Genomic DNA, 13614 nt, shown 5'->3' with positions numbered 1-13614 from the left:
AAATGAGATCATCTGAGGTAAATTATACCATGCTATTATAGAAGAGATAAATGAAGGACTGGATGCAGGAGAAAGTCCCCTACTCCAGAATTAGAATTAGAGAGTCCAACTCAATTAGGAGGTTATGATTTTGCATATTAACGTACTGGACAAAGGATATGTCCGCTTGGTTAACCATATGGGCAGCGATCTGACCGTTGTGAATGCGGCGCGCGTATCCTACGCCAAACAATCTGAAGCACTGACGGAAAAAGATATCCGGCTGATTCAGTTTCTCGCACGGGAAGGACACACTTCCCCCTTCAGACACGCCGTAATCCAACTGGAAATCTATGCTCCGCTCATGGTCGCCAGGCAGTGGTGGAAATACGTAGTAGGTTCAGCCCATTATGAGGGCACTGGAGACAGTCTGGAGGCATGGAATGAATCCAGCCGCAGGTATATTACGGAGGAACCCGCTTTTTATATCCCTTCTGCCGGACAGTGGAGAGGAGCACCCGAGAATTCAAAACAAGGCAGCGGCGGTCTGGTGGCCTGGGAGCTTGGCGAAAAATATACGCGGGAACTTATGGAGTACACCCAGCTGGGCATTCAGAAATACGAAGCCGCTTTGGCCGATGGCATCTGCGCCGAACAGGCCAGACTGTTCCTTGCGGCTTACGGCCTGTATGTGCGATGGTATTGGACGGCCTCTCTGCAGTCCGTTACCCATTTCCTGAACCAGCGGCTGGAGCATGATGCCCAGCAAGAGATCCAGGACTATGCGAAAGCCATTCTGAATATCGTGAAAACCTTGTTCCCGGTAGCCACGGAAGAGCTGCTGACCAGACAGCAGACCTAGCTTTCCAACGAACAACCCCCATCGCTCGCACAAGCCTTGAGTGGGCCCATCGAGGGCTGGACACAAGCCGTTAACACTGCAAAAGCCAAAAACCTCCGCCTGGCCGGGGGAGGTTTTTGGAATACCGGTTTCTTATTAGAAAACCCTTACAACATAAATTTTCCTAGTACTATTACAATGACAACCGCAATCGCACACCCGACGGTCACCGTGATGAACGCTTCTTTAAATCCGTTTTTATGGTTTAGTTTTGTCAAAGCTAAGAATGTTAAGAGAACGCCGCTTTGTGGAACAAGTGTTGTAATATTCGAAGCGATCGCTGCTACACGGTGAATTAATTCCGGATGGATGCCGGCATTGAGATAAAAATCGGTAAAGTTAGGCATCACGATCCCCAAGGTTCCGGAAGAAGATCCTGTAATTGCCGATATACATGCCGTTAGTACAGTCAAGCTTATTAAGGGGTCACCTGGTATAGAAGTAATCAAATTCGAGAAAAATTCAAATCCTGGTGCAGCCATCAGCACGGAACCAAAAGCTACTGCTGAAGCGGTAGCAAAAATAGGGGCAATGGAGCCGCTCGCCCCAATACTTAACGTACGGATCTTATCAGGAATATGTTTATTAAACAGCACTACTGCTAGTAAAATAGCTACTATCAATGCCACATAAATCACATTCTTGCGAACAAATTCATTACCGAAAGTACTGCCCAAAACAGCAATAATAATTAATGTAACAAGCGGTAAAATACTTGCAAAAAAACCGGGTAATTCTCTTTCAGCCCTGCTTTCCTCTACATCGTCAGCATAGGTTGCATAAGTTTCTCCAGCTTTCAGGCTCTTGTTCAGACAGTACTTCATATAGAAGAGACCAAATGCGGTACACCCGAGAGCCCCCGCTATACTTGGTATGGCCGCTGCCACTAGAGAAGTTCCTAAAAACTGAATGGGAATGACATTCTGGATAGCCGGAGTTCCCGGCAATATAGTCATGGTAACCGTTCCGATCCCAAGCCATACTGGAATTTGGATTAAATTCCAAGCGATGTCCAGCTTTTTAAACAACGTGCGTGCCAGTGGAATGACTGCAAACATAACTACAAAAAGGCTAATTCCTCCGTAAGTTAATATAACGGCAACAATAAAAATGGCTACAAGTACCCGATACGGGTTCTGGGTGCCGAATTTCTTCAATATAAAATCGGCGATCGAGATTGTAGCTCCGCTTTCCTCCATAAACTTGGCTAATACGGCTCCGAGCAGGAAAATCGCAAAAAATTTCACAATGTAGTTCCCGAGAGCCCCCATAAAATTGCCGCTCTCCGAACCCAGCATAAAGGTGACAATATCCATTTGATTTAAAAGAACTACAATTAATGTCGCTAACGGGGCAGCCACTGTAATATGAATTTCTTTTAGGGCAAAAAGGATGATGGCTATAACTCCTAATATAATTCCTATTGATCCTATAATTTCCATTTGTACTCCTCCAGATTAGATAAAAGAAGGGGTGAGTAGAGTTAGCCTGTATGTTACTGCGCTGTATAGCCACCATCGATTAGACAGGCTTGACCTGTAATTCCTTTTGCCTGCTCGCTGGCCAGGAACACTGCATAATCGGCAATTTCCTGAACATCGATTAGACGCTTTTGCGGAACTAATGGATAAAGAACCTCCTCTAATACATTCTCTAACGGGATATTGCGGGTTTTAGATAAATCCTCGAATTGGCCTCTAACAAGCGGTGTATCCACATATCCTGGACAAATGGCATTTACTGTTATACCAGAGTTTGCTGCTTCTAAGGCTGTTACTTTCGTCAGACCAATAACCCCATGCTTCGCGGAGTTGTATGCTGATTTTCCGGCAAAGCCAATGACTCCGTTAATCGATGCCATATTAATAATGCGTCCAAAACCTTGTTTTTTCATAATTGGGAATGCTCTTTTGGTTGCAATAAATGGAGCCACTAACATGACTTTCAACATAAATTCAAATTTATGGGTCGGGAAATCCTCAATTAAGGATACGTGCTGTAATCCGGCATTGTTGATCAAAACATCCAAACGGCCATATTTTTCTACCGTTTCATCAATCGCTGAATTGATTTCATCCTCTTTGGTTACATCGCATTTAATTCCGTGGCAATCGAATCCTTCATTTTTCAGCACATTAACCATCTCTTGTAAAATTTCATCATTAATATCTGAAAAAACAACTTTTGAGCCCTGCTTCAAAAAAGTTTCTCCAATTTGTTTTCCAATTCCGCTTGCGGCACCTGTTACAAAAACAACTTTAGTTTCTTCCATGTTAATTCCCCCCACAAGATTTTGAATTGATCAGGCCTTAAGCAGTTTCTTTTAATTTCTCACTAATCAACAGCTTTGCTTCTGTTGCCGCTAGCACCTCTTCCAGGGTATAAGCAGAATTTATCTCTTGTAACAGGAATCCTTCCGGAGTAACTTCGATAACAGCCATTTCAGTGATAATTAAATCCACCGCATTTTTGGCCGTCAGCGGCAATGTGCATTCCTTCAAAATTTTAGCTTTTCCTTGTGAGGTATGCTCCATGGCTACAATTACTTTTTTCGCTCCCGTCAACAAGTCCATTGCGCCCCCCATTCCCGGCACCATCTTTCCAGGAATCATATAGTTGGCGATATTCCCCTTTTCATCAACTTGAAGGGCTCCCAAAACCGTTAAATCCACATGCCCGCCGCGGATAATTCCAAAGGAAGTAGCACTGTCGAAAAAGCAGCCGTTCGGATTAATGGTTACATATTGCCCGCCGGCATTAACAATCGTTGGATCGGTTATTTCTTCTCCTTGGGCCGGTCCTAACCCGACAAATCCATTTTCCGAGTGAAAAGTAACGTGAACCTCTTCTGAAACAAAGTTTGCGACTTTGGTTGGTAAGCCAATTCCCAGGTTCACCAGCTCTCCGTCCTTGAGTTCCTGGGCCACACGTTTGGCGATCATGTTTTGCAGCTCTGCCTTATCCATTTTCACTTACCTCCTTCAACTATATAGTTCACGAAGATATTTGGCGTAACGACTTCATTGGGATCAATCTCCCCTATTTCTACTAATTCTCCCACTTCAACAATGGTTGTCTTTGCCGCACCTGCCATAATATTGTTAAAATTGTTTGCCGAGCCTTTGTATACCATATTCCCGGCCTTATCCGCCTTAGCGGCGTAAAGAAGTGCCACATCGGCAGTTATTGGTTTCTCTAGTAAATACTCTTTTCCATCGACTACAATTTTTTCTTTGCCTTCTTCAACCAGCGTGCCTATTCCGGTAGCTGTCAATACGCCGCCTAGACCATAGCCGCCCGCACGGATTTGCTCCACCAATGTCCCTTGAGGAATAAGCACCACTTCTGTCTCTCCCTCAGTCATCTGTCTGCCGGTTTCTTTATTTGTTCCAATATGAGAGGCCATAATTTTTTTGCATTGCTTATTGGATACCAGCTTACCTGAGCCTCTATTGATAAATCCTGTATCATTGCAAATCAAAGTAATATCTTTGATGTTTGCTTCAACAAGGGCATCCACTAGTTTTTCAGGAGTCCCGTTAGCCATGAACCCGCCGATCATCACAACATCCCCGTCTTTGATATGAGCGATCGCCTCATCTAAAGCCACTACTTTATTCATCCTCTTACCCCTCTCTCTCTACAATCATGGCAATGCCTTGCCCACCGCCGATACATAGAGTTGCCAAACCAGTTTGAACCTTTCTTCTTTCCATTTCATGAATCAGTGTTACCAATATGCGTGCACCGCTGGCGCCAATGGGATGCCCCAAAGCAATGGCTCCGCCGTTTACATTGACCATATCCATGTTTATTCCTAATTCATTTACGACACATAATGCTTGTGACGCAAAGGCTTCATTCGCTTCAACTAGATCCAAATCCTGCACCGTTATACCGGCTGTCGCCAAGGCTTTTTTTGTTGCCGGAATGGGTCCTGTACCCATAATTTCCGGGGCAACCCCTGCACATTCAACAGCTTTAATCGTTACAAGCGGTTTTAAGCCTAAACGTTCAGCTTTACTTTTGCTCATCACAATCAATATTGCCGCACCGTCATTCAGGCCTGAAGCATTGGCTGCTGTTACTGTGCCGTCCTTTTTAAAAGCCGGTTTTAATTCAGCCAGGCTTTCTGCGGTCACTCCCATTCGAGGGTACTCATCGGTGTTCGCTACCACTGGCGCGCCTTTCCGCTGCGGAATCTCAACAGGAATAATCTCCTCTTTGAATTTCCCTTCTTTGATGGCTTTCTCTGCTTTATTTTGGCTTGCTGCCGCTAATTTATCTTGCATTTCTCTCGTAATATTGTATTTTTCAGCGATATTTTCAGCAGTAATTCCCATATGATATTGATTAAAAGCATCCGTTAATCCATCATGAACCATCGAATCTATAACGATTCCGTCACCCATTCTTTGTCCCCACCGGGTTGTCGGCAGCAGATAAGGCGCCTGGCTCATATTCTCTGCTCCGCCTGCAACTACAACCTCCGCCTGGCCGGCCAGGATTGTCTGAGCCGCAAGCTGAACGGACTTTAAGCCTGAACCGCAAACTTTATTGATGGTATATGACGGCACTTCCATTGGAATCCCGGCTTGTATAGATATCTGCCTTGCGACATTTTGCCCTAACCCGGCCTGTAAAACATTACCTAAAATAACTTCATCAACTTCTGCAGGGTCTAAATTAATTTTTGCCAATGCTCCCTTTACAGCAACTGTTCCTAAGGTAACAGCCGGTACATTTTTAAAAACTCCCCCAAAAGAGCCCACTGCGGTTCTCACCGCTGACACAATAACAACTTCCTTCATACTCTTCCCCGCTTTCTTTCCCAGGTTACTGGTGAACACACCGTGTAATATGATTCACAAGTGCAACTGAACTGCTTACGCGAATAACAATAAACCGCTTTCAAAATTCTGTCTAAAACCAAATTTTTATATAAGCTGTAAAATAAATTAATACTATGGGGAAATCCTTGCCAGGAAAGCTATTTCTAAAAAAATTCAGCTATAAAAAAAAATAAAAACCAAAATCAGGATAAACATCGTGGACAAACCAAGTGTAATTTGCTATTTTCAAGAAGAATACAGCTTAAGACCAGCCTTTTTTCCGGTAACCCGTGATAACTTGCACGACTATTCATATCACATGCTATAGATAAAATTTATAGAAGTGAGGAAGCTCGTAGTGGATATAAAACATTTAGAGTACTTTATTGAAATCGTAAATTCCAGCTGTAATCTATCTGTTGCCGCCAAAAAATTATGTGTTACACAGCCGTCCCTTAGCCTATTAATTAAAAATTTTGAAGACGAAGAAAACGTCAATCTATTCGAACGCTACAAAGGAAGATTACAGAACTTAACGCCTGCCGGGGAAAGGTTTTTTGAAAACGCAAAAATTCTTGTGAAGACTTATCAAAACATGCTGGCCGAGCTGCGCGAGGACTCTTTTCAATTCAAAGGCAAAATAGTAATCGGCATCCCGCCGCTTATATTAGGAATTGTCTTTGCCGATATCCTATCCGGCATGCTGTCGACCAATCCTGATATTAAATTTGAAATCATCGAAGCCGGGGCATATGAATTGCGGAGAATGCTGACCTTAAAAGAGTTGGATTTTGCTATTTTACTGCAGCCTACAAATATCGATCCTACTACGATTAACGAATATCTGCTGCAAGAGGATGAATTAACCGCCTTTATGAGTTCAAGCAATCCTCTGGCAAACCATGAGAAAATCCATTGGAAGCAGCTTAATAACGAACCCTTAGCTATCTTTAATCATACTTTTATGATTCACCATAAACTGCTGGAGCAATTTAAAAAAGAGAATATTCAGCCGCAGATCTCGATTTTGTCAGCGTCCTGGGACTTCCTTTTACAAGTAACCAAACGCTCTAAATTCATAACAATTTTGCCTTCACCCGTTCATGATTTTTTCAATATTTCTGACATCATTGAAGTTCCCTTTCATCAACCGATCACTTGGAAGGTCATTCTTTGCCAGCCGGCAAAAGACCGGTACAGTCATGTAGAAAGACATGTAAAGAAAATTATCATTGATCATTTCGCTCAAAACAGCAGCTCTTGAATTCTGGACCGGACCGCTGCACAGCCATTGATTATGTCGTGTTAGGTTAATGCCTCAGGCTGTGAACCACGGTGTGTGAGCAAATCCGCCCCAAGCGGGTCAAAGTGAACCCGCAACTATCCTTCCTTATCCAAAACGGAAGAAAATCATAACTTCCCGAACATCAAAAAAGCTCCGCAGCCGCGGAGCTTCTTTGACGTTCTATTTATTTAGCTACCTGCCGTCTTCTATCGCTTACCTTCCTGCCCGCTCGTTGTATAGCCGTCCGGCGAAATCGCTGATCAGATCACGCATGGCAAGTCTGCCCGACCATTGCGCGGGTATGCCGCTGAGGCCGTAATAGGCTCCGGCAATCTGGCCGTAGACCGCGCCGGTAGTATCGGCATCATCGCCCAGATTCACGGCCAGCAGCGCGCCTTCGGCGAAGCTGGACGACCCGTGGAATGCCCATAGCGCCGCTTCCAGCGATTGCACTACATAGCCGGAGCCCTTAATCTCCGGCGGAGCCTTGAGCTTGTAAGATCCCCGCTTAATGTCCAGGATGCTGCGGGACAGTGCCTCCTCCTCCAGCCAGCCGCCGAAGGCGTCCGGGGCCAGCAGTTCCTGCTTGCTCCAGCCGTGCAGCCCGGCGAGGATATAAGCTGCCATCAGGCGGCAGGCATCCACGCACTCTGCGGCGGCATGGGTGGTCCGCGAGCTTCGCGCAGCGTACTCTATGGCTGCCGCCGGGTCCTCCGCATAGTACATCACCACCGGGGCCAGGCGCATAATCGGGCCGTTCCCGGCACTGCGCGGATCTTCCGAGCCGCTGTACGCTTCGCCGCCGGCCTCGAACTGCAGCAGCGCAGCGCGCGTAGCGTTCCCGATGTCGAAGCACTCCCCCGTGCTGCTGAGGTATCCTTCGCGGAACCACCGCACATACCGCCGCATCTGATCGGCGGGATCAAACCCCGGTGACGCCAACAAGCTGTCCGCCAGGCACAGCGCCATCGAAGTATCGTCGGTCCATTGTCCCGGCTGCAGGCCGAACACTCCGCCGCCTACAATGTCCTCGAGCGGCGCAAAGCTCCCCGGTGCCTTGAACTCGGCGGTAGTCCCCAGCGCATCACCTGCTGCCAGCCCTTGCAGGCAGCCTTGATACCGGTCGCTGTCCAGTGCCATTTTCGCACCTCCTGTAATTCATCTTCTCTCTATCGCCCGTCATTGAACCAGGCAATCATTGTGTCCATACGCCCATTCGCCGTTTATTCCCCGGGATACACAAGTCCCCACTCCGCACGCACCCGATCCAGCAGCTTCAGAATCGCTAACGATTCATCCAGCGTCAGCGCCGGGCTCTCCGTAAGTCCCGCCTGCAGACAGCGCCCCACTTCTTCCGCTTCAAAGGCATACCCGATAGAAGTCCGGTCATCTTCAAAGGTCTCCACAAGCTCACCTCCGACATACAACTCAGCTGACCTTGGATTGACAAAAGAGCCCTTTACAACAATATGCCCTTCCGTCCCGAACACATAGGCCTCCTGCAGCATATTCAAGCGCACCCCGCCGTTAAGGGAAGCCGTTTTGCCGCCGCCATAGGACAGCAGCAGCGAGAAATGCTCATCCACTCCCGTTTCACCCATATGTACAGTGCTGGCTACACTCTCCGGGTGAGGTCCAAAGATCATGGAGGCAAAAGAAACCGGATAAATGCCGACGTCCAGCAGCGCACCGCCGCCCAGCGCCGGGTTCAGCAGACGGCCCTCCGGATTCCAGCCGGCCCGGAAGCCGAGATCCGCCTTGACCAGCCGGACGTCTCCGATCCGCTGTGCGGCAACCCACTCTCTGACCTTGACATTAGCGGGAATGTAGCGGCTCCACATCGCTTCCATAAGGAACAGCTTATGTTCACGGGCATACGCCACGATCTCCTCCAGCTCACCGCTGTTCACCGTAAACGGCTTCTCGCAGAGCACCGCCTTGCCTGCACGCAGCGCGAGCAGCGCATTGTCTTTATGAAAAGGATGCGGGGTCCCGATATACACGGCATCCACCTCCGGATCATTGACCAAATCCTCGTACGTGGCATGGGCTACCGGAATGCCGTGGTTTTTGGCAAATTCATCCGCGCTCTCCTGATTGCGTGAACCTACAGCATAGGCAACCCCGTTCGATGCATGGGCCAGATCGGTTGCGAACTGGTGCGCGATCCAGCCGGTGCTGAGAATTCCCCACTTTACCTTGTAAGCGTTATCGATTGTCATTGATGAATCCTCCTTATGATTGGACCTCAGTTCTCTTTGATTCTATCAAAATGTATTTTACGAGTACAGTCAGCGGACCCGGCCCGCTACACCATAGCGAGCAGGGCACAGACGCTAATCGCGGCAAAGGCGGCCGTCACAAGCAAGGTTGCCGCATTCCAGATCCGGTGAATGGACGCCAGATTGTGGATATAGCTGCTCAGGAATATTTTGCGCAATAAGAATTGCAGCAGCCGCATACAGCCGAAGCCGAACCAGCCGAGCAGGCAAAGCGTGGCGACATCCACACTCCATTTATTCACAAACCGGTCAGCCGTGGCTCCGGTGTAATGAATCGGCACGAAATCCGGCAGCCGCGGGTAGAGATAGAAATACAGCACAATAGGAACCATAGCCGCAGCACTGCATAAGATCATCGTCAGTCTGCTTTTGAACATACAATGTCAACCTCCTGTTGCTACAAACATCGGGTGCGCCGCAAGCTGCCTGCGTCTACCCGCAGCAAATAAATCCGCTTTTAAAATCCGCAGCTCAAGTATGTACTCTTCACCTTCCATTATATAGTATATCGTCTGCTGGCCCGCTTACCTTAACGGCTCCAGCAGCCTGTTCACAAAAGGGATATCTGCCGGAGCAAAAGCAAACCCGTCCAGCTCCTTCGCAGTCACCCAGCGGAAAGCGTCATGGTCGCTCAGCGTGATTCTGCCTTCCAGAAATTCGGCCTCCCAGGCCATCAGCCTGATCGTGAATCCGTCATAGTCATGCTCATTCACTCCAAAAGCCGCGTAAGGGAGGATCGCGATGCCCATCTCCTCCATCAGCTCTCTGCGCAGGCAAGCCGGCGCGTCTTCGCCGTCCTCCAGCTTGCCACCGGGAAATTCCCACAAGCCCGCCTGTGATTTGCCCTGCCGCCGCCGGGCGATCAGGATACAGCCTTCATCGTTATGTATAATCGCCGCTGCTACTTCAATCACAGAGCTTCCCCCTTCACACAGTATAAGTAAAAATATACCTCTCAGCAGATTGGATATCCAGCGAAAATCAAAAAAACCCTTCCCGAAAGCTGCTAATAGGGTGCAGCCGGGAAGAGTTTTTTATTGTTTTCACTGAGCTATATAGAGTGAACTTAAGATCTTTACATTAGGGACTTCGTCGGGACTCCGGAGAATGTTTGGACTTCCGGCCGCTGCCCATCTGCAGATTTCTTGATTTGTACCGCTGTTCGCGGTGGAAATCCGCAGACTGCCTATGCTGAAGATAGCGAGCTTTCCGTAGGAAAGCTTTTAGGCGGACGCATTCGCTCCGTAAGTATCCAAACTTCCCCTCCATCCCTTTTCCCTTTTGTTCGTTTTTCAAGTTCACTCTGTATAGTCCTGTTATTTCGACAGTACAAGCTCCAGGCGGACCTCCAGATTATTTTCGGTGTCCAGTACAATTGAGTGCGGGTTGGCCATGCCGAAATCCTCAAAGGTTACAGTGGTTGTACCTGAGAGCATAAGCTGCCCGCCGCTGTATACGGCCTGGGAATCAAAGGTGACCTCTTTTTCAATGCCTTTTACTGTCATCGTGCCTTGCAGCTGAACCGGTACTGCTGTACCTTCCGTCCATTCCGCCGGCAGCTCCGAGAAGGATTTGACGGTAAAGGTGGACTGCGGGAATTCTGTGACGGACAGGAAGTCCGCTCCTTTTACATGCTCGTCCCTCTGCGCGTTGCCGGAGTCCAGGGCGCTCATCTCTACCGTTCCTTCGCCGGTCATCGCGCCCGCGTCGTCCAGGTTCACATTCCAGGTTCCTGTAACTGCCGGGTCTACGAAATTGACGGTTTCCTTGGAGGTCGTTACCGACCAGTATACTTTTGAGGTGTCAGCGATGTTCCAGGCACCATTTAACTGCTCTGCTGTAACGGCGGCTCCTGCCGGTGCGGCTGCTGCATCCGCCGTGTTCGTGCCGCTTGACGCTCCTGTCTCCTGTGCCGGAATAACGGACTCGATTTCAACATTATTGCCCAGGGTGTTATTGAGTAGTGTAAATGCTGTAATAGCTCCTGCGATAACGACTCCGGCAGCGGTTATGGCGATTGTTTTTTTCTTCATCCTATTCCCTCCATCCAAATTTTTGCAAATGCCGTCTATGGCTTGGTTCCCATTCTAACAAAGCAATATGTCGGGAATAAGTCAAAGCAGCGTGAACGGCATTGTGGTAAAATTGTCGTAATTTTAACTAACCGTTGAATGCTGTTAAGGAGACTGGAGTATCTATGATGAAATCCATTCTGATTGTCGAAGATGAGGAAGCGATTGCCCGCGTGCTTGCGGCCTATCTCAAAAAGGCGGGCTTTCAGGTCACCCTCGCTGCAGACGGGCGCACCGCGCTGGAAGCCTTTGAGACTGCACCGCCTTCCCTGATTCTGCTCGATATTAATCTGCCGAATATGGATGGCTTCGAGCTGCTGGGTCTGATCCGTGAGAAAAGCAGCTGTCCCGTGATTATGCTGACGGCCAGAGACTCTATCGGCGACCGTCTGGCCGGACTGGACGGAGGGGCCGACGATTACATGTCCAAGCCCTTCATTCCCGAAGAGGTGGTGGCCCGCGTAAATGCGGTGCTGCGCCGCCCTTCACAGTGGTCCGACGGCAGCCGCAAGCGCCATTACGGCAGCCTGTTTATAGATTTTGGCGCCCGCAGTGTATTCCTGAACGGGGCCGAGGTATCCTTAAGCCCCCGCGATCTGTCGGTGCTGCTCTTCCTCGCAGAGCGCCCGAATCAGATCTGCACCAGGGATCAGCTGCTGGAGCATGTATGGGAAATGGACTATGACGGAAGCGACCGGGCGGTGGATCTGTCGATCAAAAGGCTGCGCCAGGCCCTTTCGCACTGGCCTGCCGAAGAAGGCGAAATCCGCACGCTTAGAGGAACGGGGTATCAATTATGGACCACCTGAAGCGGAAGCAGAAGCGGAAAAAGCACACCTCCATCCTCTCCTACTGGACGGTCCGTTATCTGCTGATTATTGGCACCGGCCTCCTGCTCACCGCGCTTGTGACCTTTTGGTGGATTCAGCAGGAGGCGATGAGCAACCGGATGCAGACCACGGCCCTGCTCGCCCAGGAGATAGCCGACCGCAGCGTCAGTGCAGACGGCAGCCTGAATGTCACCCCGGCTCTGCATCAGCTGATTGAGGACCGCAAGCGGTTCTTCAAATTGACGCAGGAAATGTGCGTCATTATCACCGGTCCCAAGGGCGAGCTGCTCTTCTCACAGCCAGAGATGACCGAGAAGGAGATGCGCTACGAGCTTAACGACAGCCTGGACGCGGCGCGAAGTCCAGGGTTCAAGGCGGCCGGCGCCCGGATTCAGGGAAACGGCGAAACGCTGGGACAGGTGATGGTGCTGCAATCCAAACGCTCGCTCCGCTACATTCCCCGGGAAGAGATCACCTTCTTCTCTATTCTGATCGTCTTCCTGATTATCTTAAGCTGGCTGACCATCTATCTCCTGTCCATCAAGCTGGCGAAGCCGATTCAGCGTGTAGCCTCCGCGGCCTCACAGATCAGCGGAGGGAAATATAACATCATCCTGGAGACGGAGGCCAAGGAGCGCGAGATTCACGAGCTGCTGCTCTCCTTCCAGGAGATGGCGGGCAAGCTGCAGCAATTCGAGCAGTCCAGGGCGGTGATGCTGGCCGGGGTGTCTCATGAACTGAAAACCCCGGTCACCTCCATCAAAGGACTGGTGCATGCGGTGCGTGAGGGCATTGTCGAAGGCGAGGAGGCCGGCGAATTCCTCGACATTGCTCTGCTGGAGGCCGGGCGGCTGCAGCGCATGGTCGCAGATCTGCTGGATTACAACGCCCTGGCCGCTGGCATTGTCGCCATCCGCCATGACAGGCTGGAGGCCGTTCCGCTGCTGGAGGAGATCGTCTACCAATGGAAGCTGACCCAGGACGGGGAAGTCTGTACGCCGGAGCTTCAACTGCCCAGGCAGCCCCTGTTCCTGCGGGGCGATCCGCTGCGCATTCAGCAGATTCTTGTCAATCTGCTCAACAACAGCGTTCAGGCCAAGCTGCCGGGACAGATGCTTCAGTTGGACCTCCGCCTGGAAGAGAACCCGCAGGGCTATGCAGAGATTACCGTTACGGATAATGGAACGGGCATCCCCGAGGAGAACCGCGAGCGGATCTTCGAGGCCTTCTTCCGCAGCAGCGGCAAGCAAAGCACGCTCCGGGGGCTGGGGCTTGGCCTTACCTTCAGCCGTCTGCTTGCCGAAGCGATGGGCGGAAGCCTCCGGCTTGGCGACGGGCCGGAGCAAGGCTGCACGTTTGTAATAACCCTGCCGCTATGGCGGTAGGCCCGGCTGGCTGGTGTCCGGTTCTGGTCCTTGAAGCGGACGGCATGG

Annotated in this window: 14 protein-coding genes; 4 read left to right on the top strand and 10 right to left on the bottom strand. The window is 49.8% G+C overall.

Going from position 1 to position 13614, the window contains the following annotated elements; genetic code table 11:
• Positions 1-124: 124 nt before the first annotated feature.
• A complete protein-coding gene (thyX, locus tag PRIO_RS05410; protein WP_039788164.1) occupies positions 125-841 on the top strand; it encodes an FAD-dependent thymidylate synthase in 717 nt (238 codons plus the stop codon).
• Between the two features lie 146 nt (positions 842-987).
• On the opposite strand, the gene PRIO_RS05405 is transcribed toward thyX, so the two are convergent.
• Genes PRIO_RS05405 through PRIO_RS05385 form a run of 5 tightly spaced genes read right to left on the bottom strand, consistent with a single transcriptional unit; the run spans position 988 to position 5691 of the window.
• On the bottom strand, positions 988-2322 hold the full coding sequence (locus PRIO_RS05405) for a GntP family permease (protein WP_020428399.1): 1335 nt from the start codon (positions 2320-2322) through the stop codon (positions 988-990).
• 53 nt (positions 2323-2375) lie between these two features.
• Entirely contained in the window at positions 2376-3152 is a 777-nt protein-coding gene (locus PRIO_RS05400; protein WP_020428398.1) for a 3-hydroxybutyrate dehydrogenase, read from the bottom strand.
• A 37-nt stretch (positions 3153-3189) separates the two neighbouring features.
• On the bottom strand, positions 3190-3846 hold the full coding sequence (locus PRIO_RS05395) for a 3-oxoacid CoA-transferase subunit B (protein WP_020428397.1): 657 nt from the start codon (positions 3844-3846) through the stop codon (positions 3190-3192).
• Positions 3847-3848: 2 nt separating this feature from the next.
• Positions 3849-4502, bottom strand: a complete 654-nt coding sequence (locus tag PRIO_RS05390; protein WP_020428396.1) for a CoA transferase subunit A — start codon at positions 4500-4502, stop codon at positions 3849-3851.
• Between the two features lie 4 nt (positions 4503-4506).
• A complete protein-coding gene (locus tag PRIO_RS05385; RefSeq protein WP_020428395.1) occupies positions 4507-5691 on the bottom strand; it encodes an acetyl-CoA C-acetyltransferase in 1185 nt (394 codons plus the stop codon).
• A 379-nt stretch (positions 5692-6070) separates the two neighbouring features.
• Here PRIO_RS05385 and PRIO_RS05380 point away from each other — a divergent pair, with 379 nt between their 5' ends.
• On the top strand, positions 6071-6976 hold the full coding sequence (locus tag PRIO_RS05380; protein WP_046501343.1) for a LysR family transcriptional regulator: 906 nt from the start codon (positions 6071-6073) through the stop codon (positions 6974-6976).
• Between the two features lie 234 nt (positions 6977-7210).
• Here the strand turns inward: PRIO_RS05380 and PRIO_RS05375 are convergent, their stop codons facing one another.
• The 5 genes from PRIO_RS05375 to PRIO_RS05355 form a co-directional block, all read right to left on the bottom strand.
• A complete protein-coding gene (locus PRIO_RS05375; RefSeq protein WP_020428393.1) occupies positions 7211-8137 on the bottom strand; it encodes an ADP-ribosylglycohydrolase family protein in 927 nt (308 codons plus the stop codon).
• A gap of 83 nt (positions 8138-8220) precedes the next feature.
• A complete protein-coding gene (locus PRIO_RS05370) occupies positions 8221-9219 on the bottom strand; it encodes a Gfo/Idh/MocA family protein (RefSeq protein WP_020428392.1) in 999 nt (332 codons plus the stop codon).
• Between the two features lie 86 nt (positions 9220-9305).
• Entirely contained in the window at positions 9306-9656 is a 351-nt protein-coding gene (locus PRIO_RS05365) for a DUF1648 domain-containing protein (protein WP_020428391.1), read from the bottom strand.
• Between the two features lie 147 nt (positions 9657-9803).
• Entirely contained in the window at positions 9804-10193 is a 390-nt protein-coding gene (locus PRIO_RS05360) for a (deoxy)nucleoside triphosphate pyrophosphohydrolase (RefSeq protein WP_020428390.1), read from the bottom strand.
• Between the two features lie 402 nt (positions 10194-10595).
• Positions 10596-11312 carry a YceI family protein gene (locus tag PRIO_RS05355; protein ID WP_020428389.1) on the bottom strand — a complete coding sequence of 239 codons (717 nt, stop codon included), beginning with the start codon at positions 11310-11312 and terminating at the stop codon, positions 10596-10598.
• 167 nt (positions 11313-11479) lie between these two features.
• Between PRIO_RS05355 and PRIO_RS05350 the strand changes: the two genes are divergently transcribed.
• Complete coding sequence (locus PRIO_RS05350) at positions 11480-12160, top strand: response regulator transcription factor (RefSeq protein WP_039788156.1); 681 nt, start codon at positions 11480-11482, stop codon at positions 12158-12160.
• The gene (locus PRIO_RS05345; RefSeq protein WP_046501340.1) at positions 12148-13566 is read left to right on the top strand and encodes a sensor histidine kinase; all 1419 of its coding nucleotides are present in this window, start codon (positions 12148-12150) and stop codon (positions 13564-13566) included. The genes PRIO_RS05350 and PRIO_RS05345 overlap by 13 nt, the downstream gene beginning before the upstream one ends.
• Positions 13567-13614 lie beyond the last annotated feature (48 nt).

The organism is Paenibacillus riograndensis SBR5 (genome assembly GCF_000981585.1).
Taxonomy (GTDB): Bacteria; Bacillota; Bacilli; order Paenibacillales; family Paenibacillaceae; genus Paenibacillus_AQ; species Paenibacillus_AQ riograndensis.
Note: the sequence above shows the minus strand (reverse complement) of the source record. Positions and strands in the feature narration are given on the sequence as shown.

What these genes read in the sequence shown, in the direction of transcription:
- thyX (WP_039788164.1), top strand. Translation starts at nt 125, where the DNA reads ATGATTTTGCATATTAACGTACTGGACAAAGGATATGTCCGCTTGGTT.
- PRIO_RS05405 (WP_020428399.1), bottom strand. Translation starts at nt 2,322, where the DNA reads ATGGAAATTATAGGATCAATAGGAATTATATTAGGAGTTATAGCCATC.
- PRIO_RS05400 (WP_020428398.1), bottom strand. Translation starts at nt 3,152, where the DNA reads ATGGAAGAAACTAAAGTTGTTTTTGTAACAGGTGCCGCAAGCGGAATT.
- PRIO_RS05395 (WP_020428397.1), bottom strand. Translation starts at nt 3,846, where the DNA reads ATGGATAAGGCAGAGCTGCAAAACATGATCGCCAAACGTGTGGCCCAG.
- PRIO_RS05390 (WP_020428396.1), bottom strand. Translation starts at nt 4,502, where the DNA reads ATGAATAAAGTAGTGGCTTTAGATGAGGCGATCGCTCATATCAAAGAC.
- PRIO_RS05385 (WP_020428395.1), bottom strand. Translation starts at nt 5,691, where the DNA reads ATGAAGGAAGTTGTTATTGTGTCAGCGGTGAGAACCGCAGTGGGCTCT.
- PRIO_RS05375 (WP_020428393.1), bottom strand. Translation starts at nt 8,137, where the DNA reads ATGGCACTGGACAGCGACCGGTATCAAGGCTGCCTGCAAGGGCTGGCA.
- PRIO_RS05370 (WP_020428392.1), bottom strand. Translation starts at nt 9,219, where the DNA reads ATGACAATCGATAACGCTTACAAGGTAAAGTGGGGAATTCTCAGCACC.
- PRIO_RS05365 (WP_020428391.1), bottom strand. Translation starts at nt 9,656, where the DNA reads ATGTTCAAAAGCAGACTGACGATGATCTTATGCAGTGCTGCGGCTATG.
- PRIO_RS05355 (WP_020428389.1), bottom strand. Translation starts at nt 11,312, where the DNA reads ATGAAGAAAAAAACAATCGCCATAACCGCTGCCGGAGTCGTTATCGCA.
- PRIO_RS05350 (WP_039788156.1), top strand. Translation starts at nt 11,480, where the DNA reads ATGAAATCCATTCTGATTGTCGAAGATGAGGAAGCGATTGCCCGCGTG.
- PRIO_RS05345 (WP_046501340.1), top strand. Translation starts at nt 12,148, where the DNA reads ATGGACCACCTGAAGCGGAAGCAGAAGCGGAAAAAGCACACCTCCATC.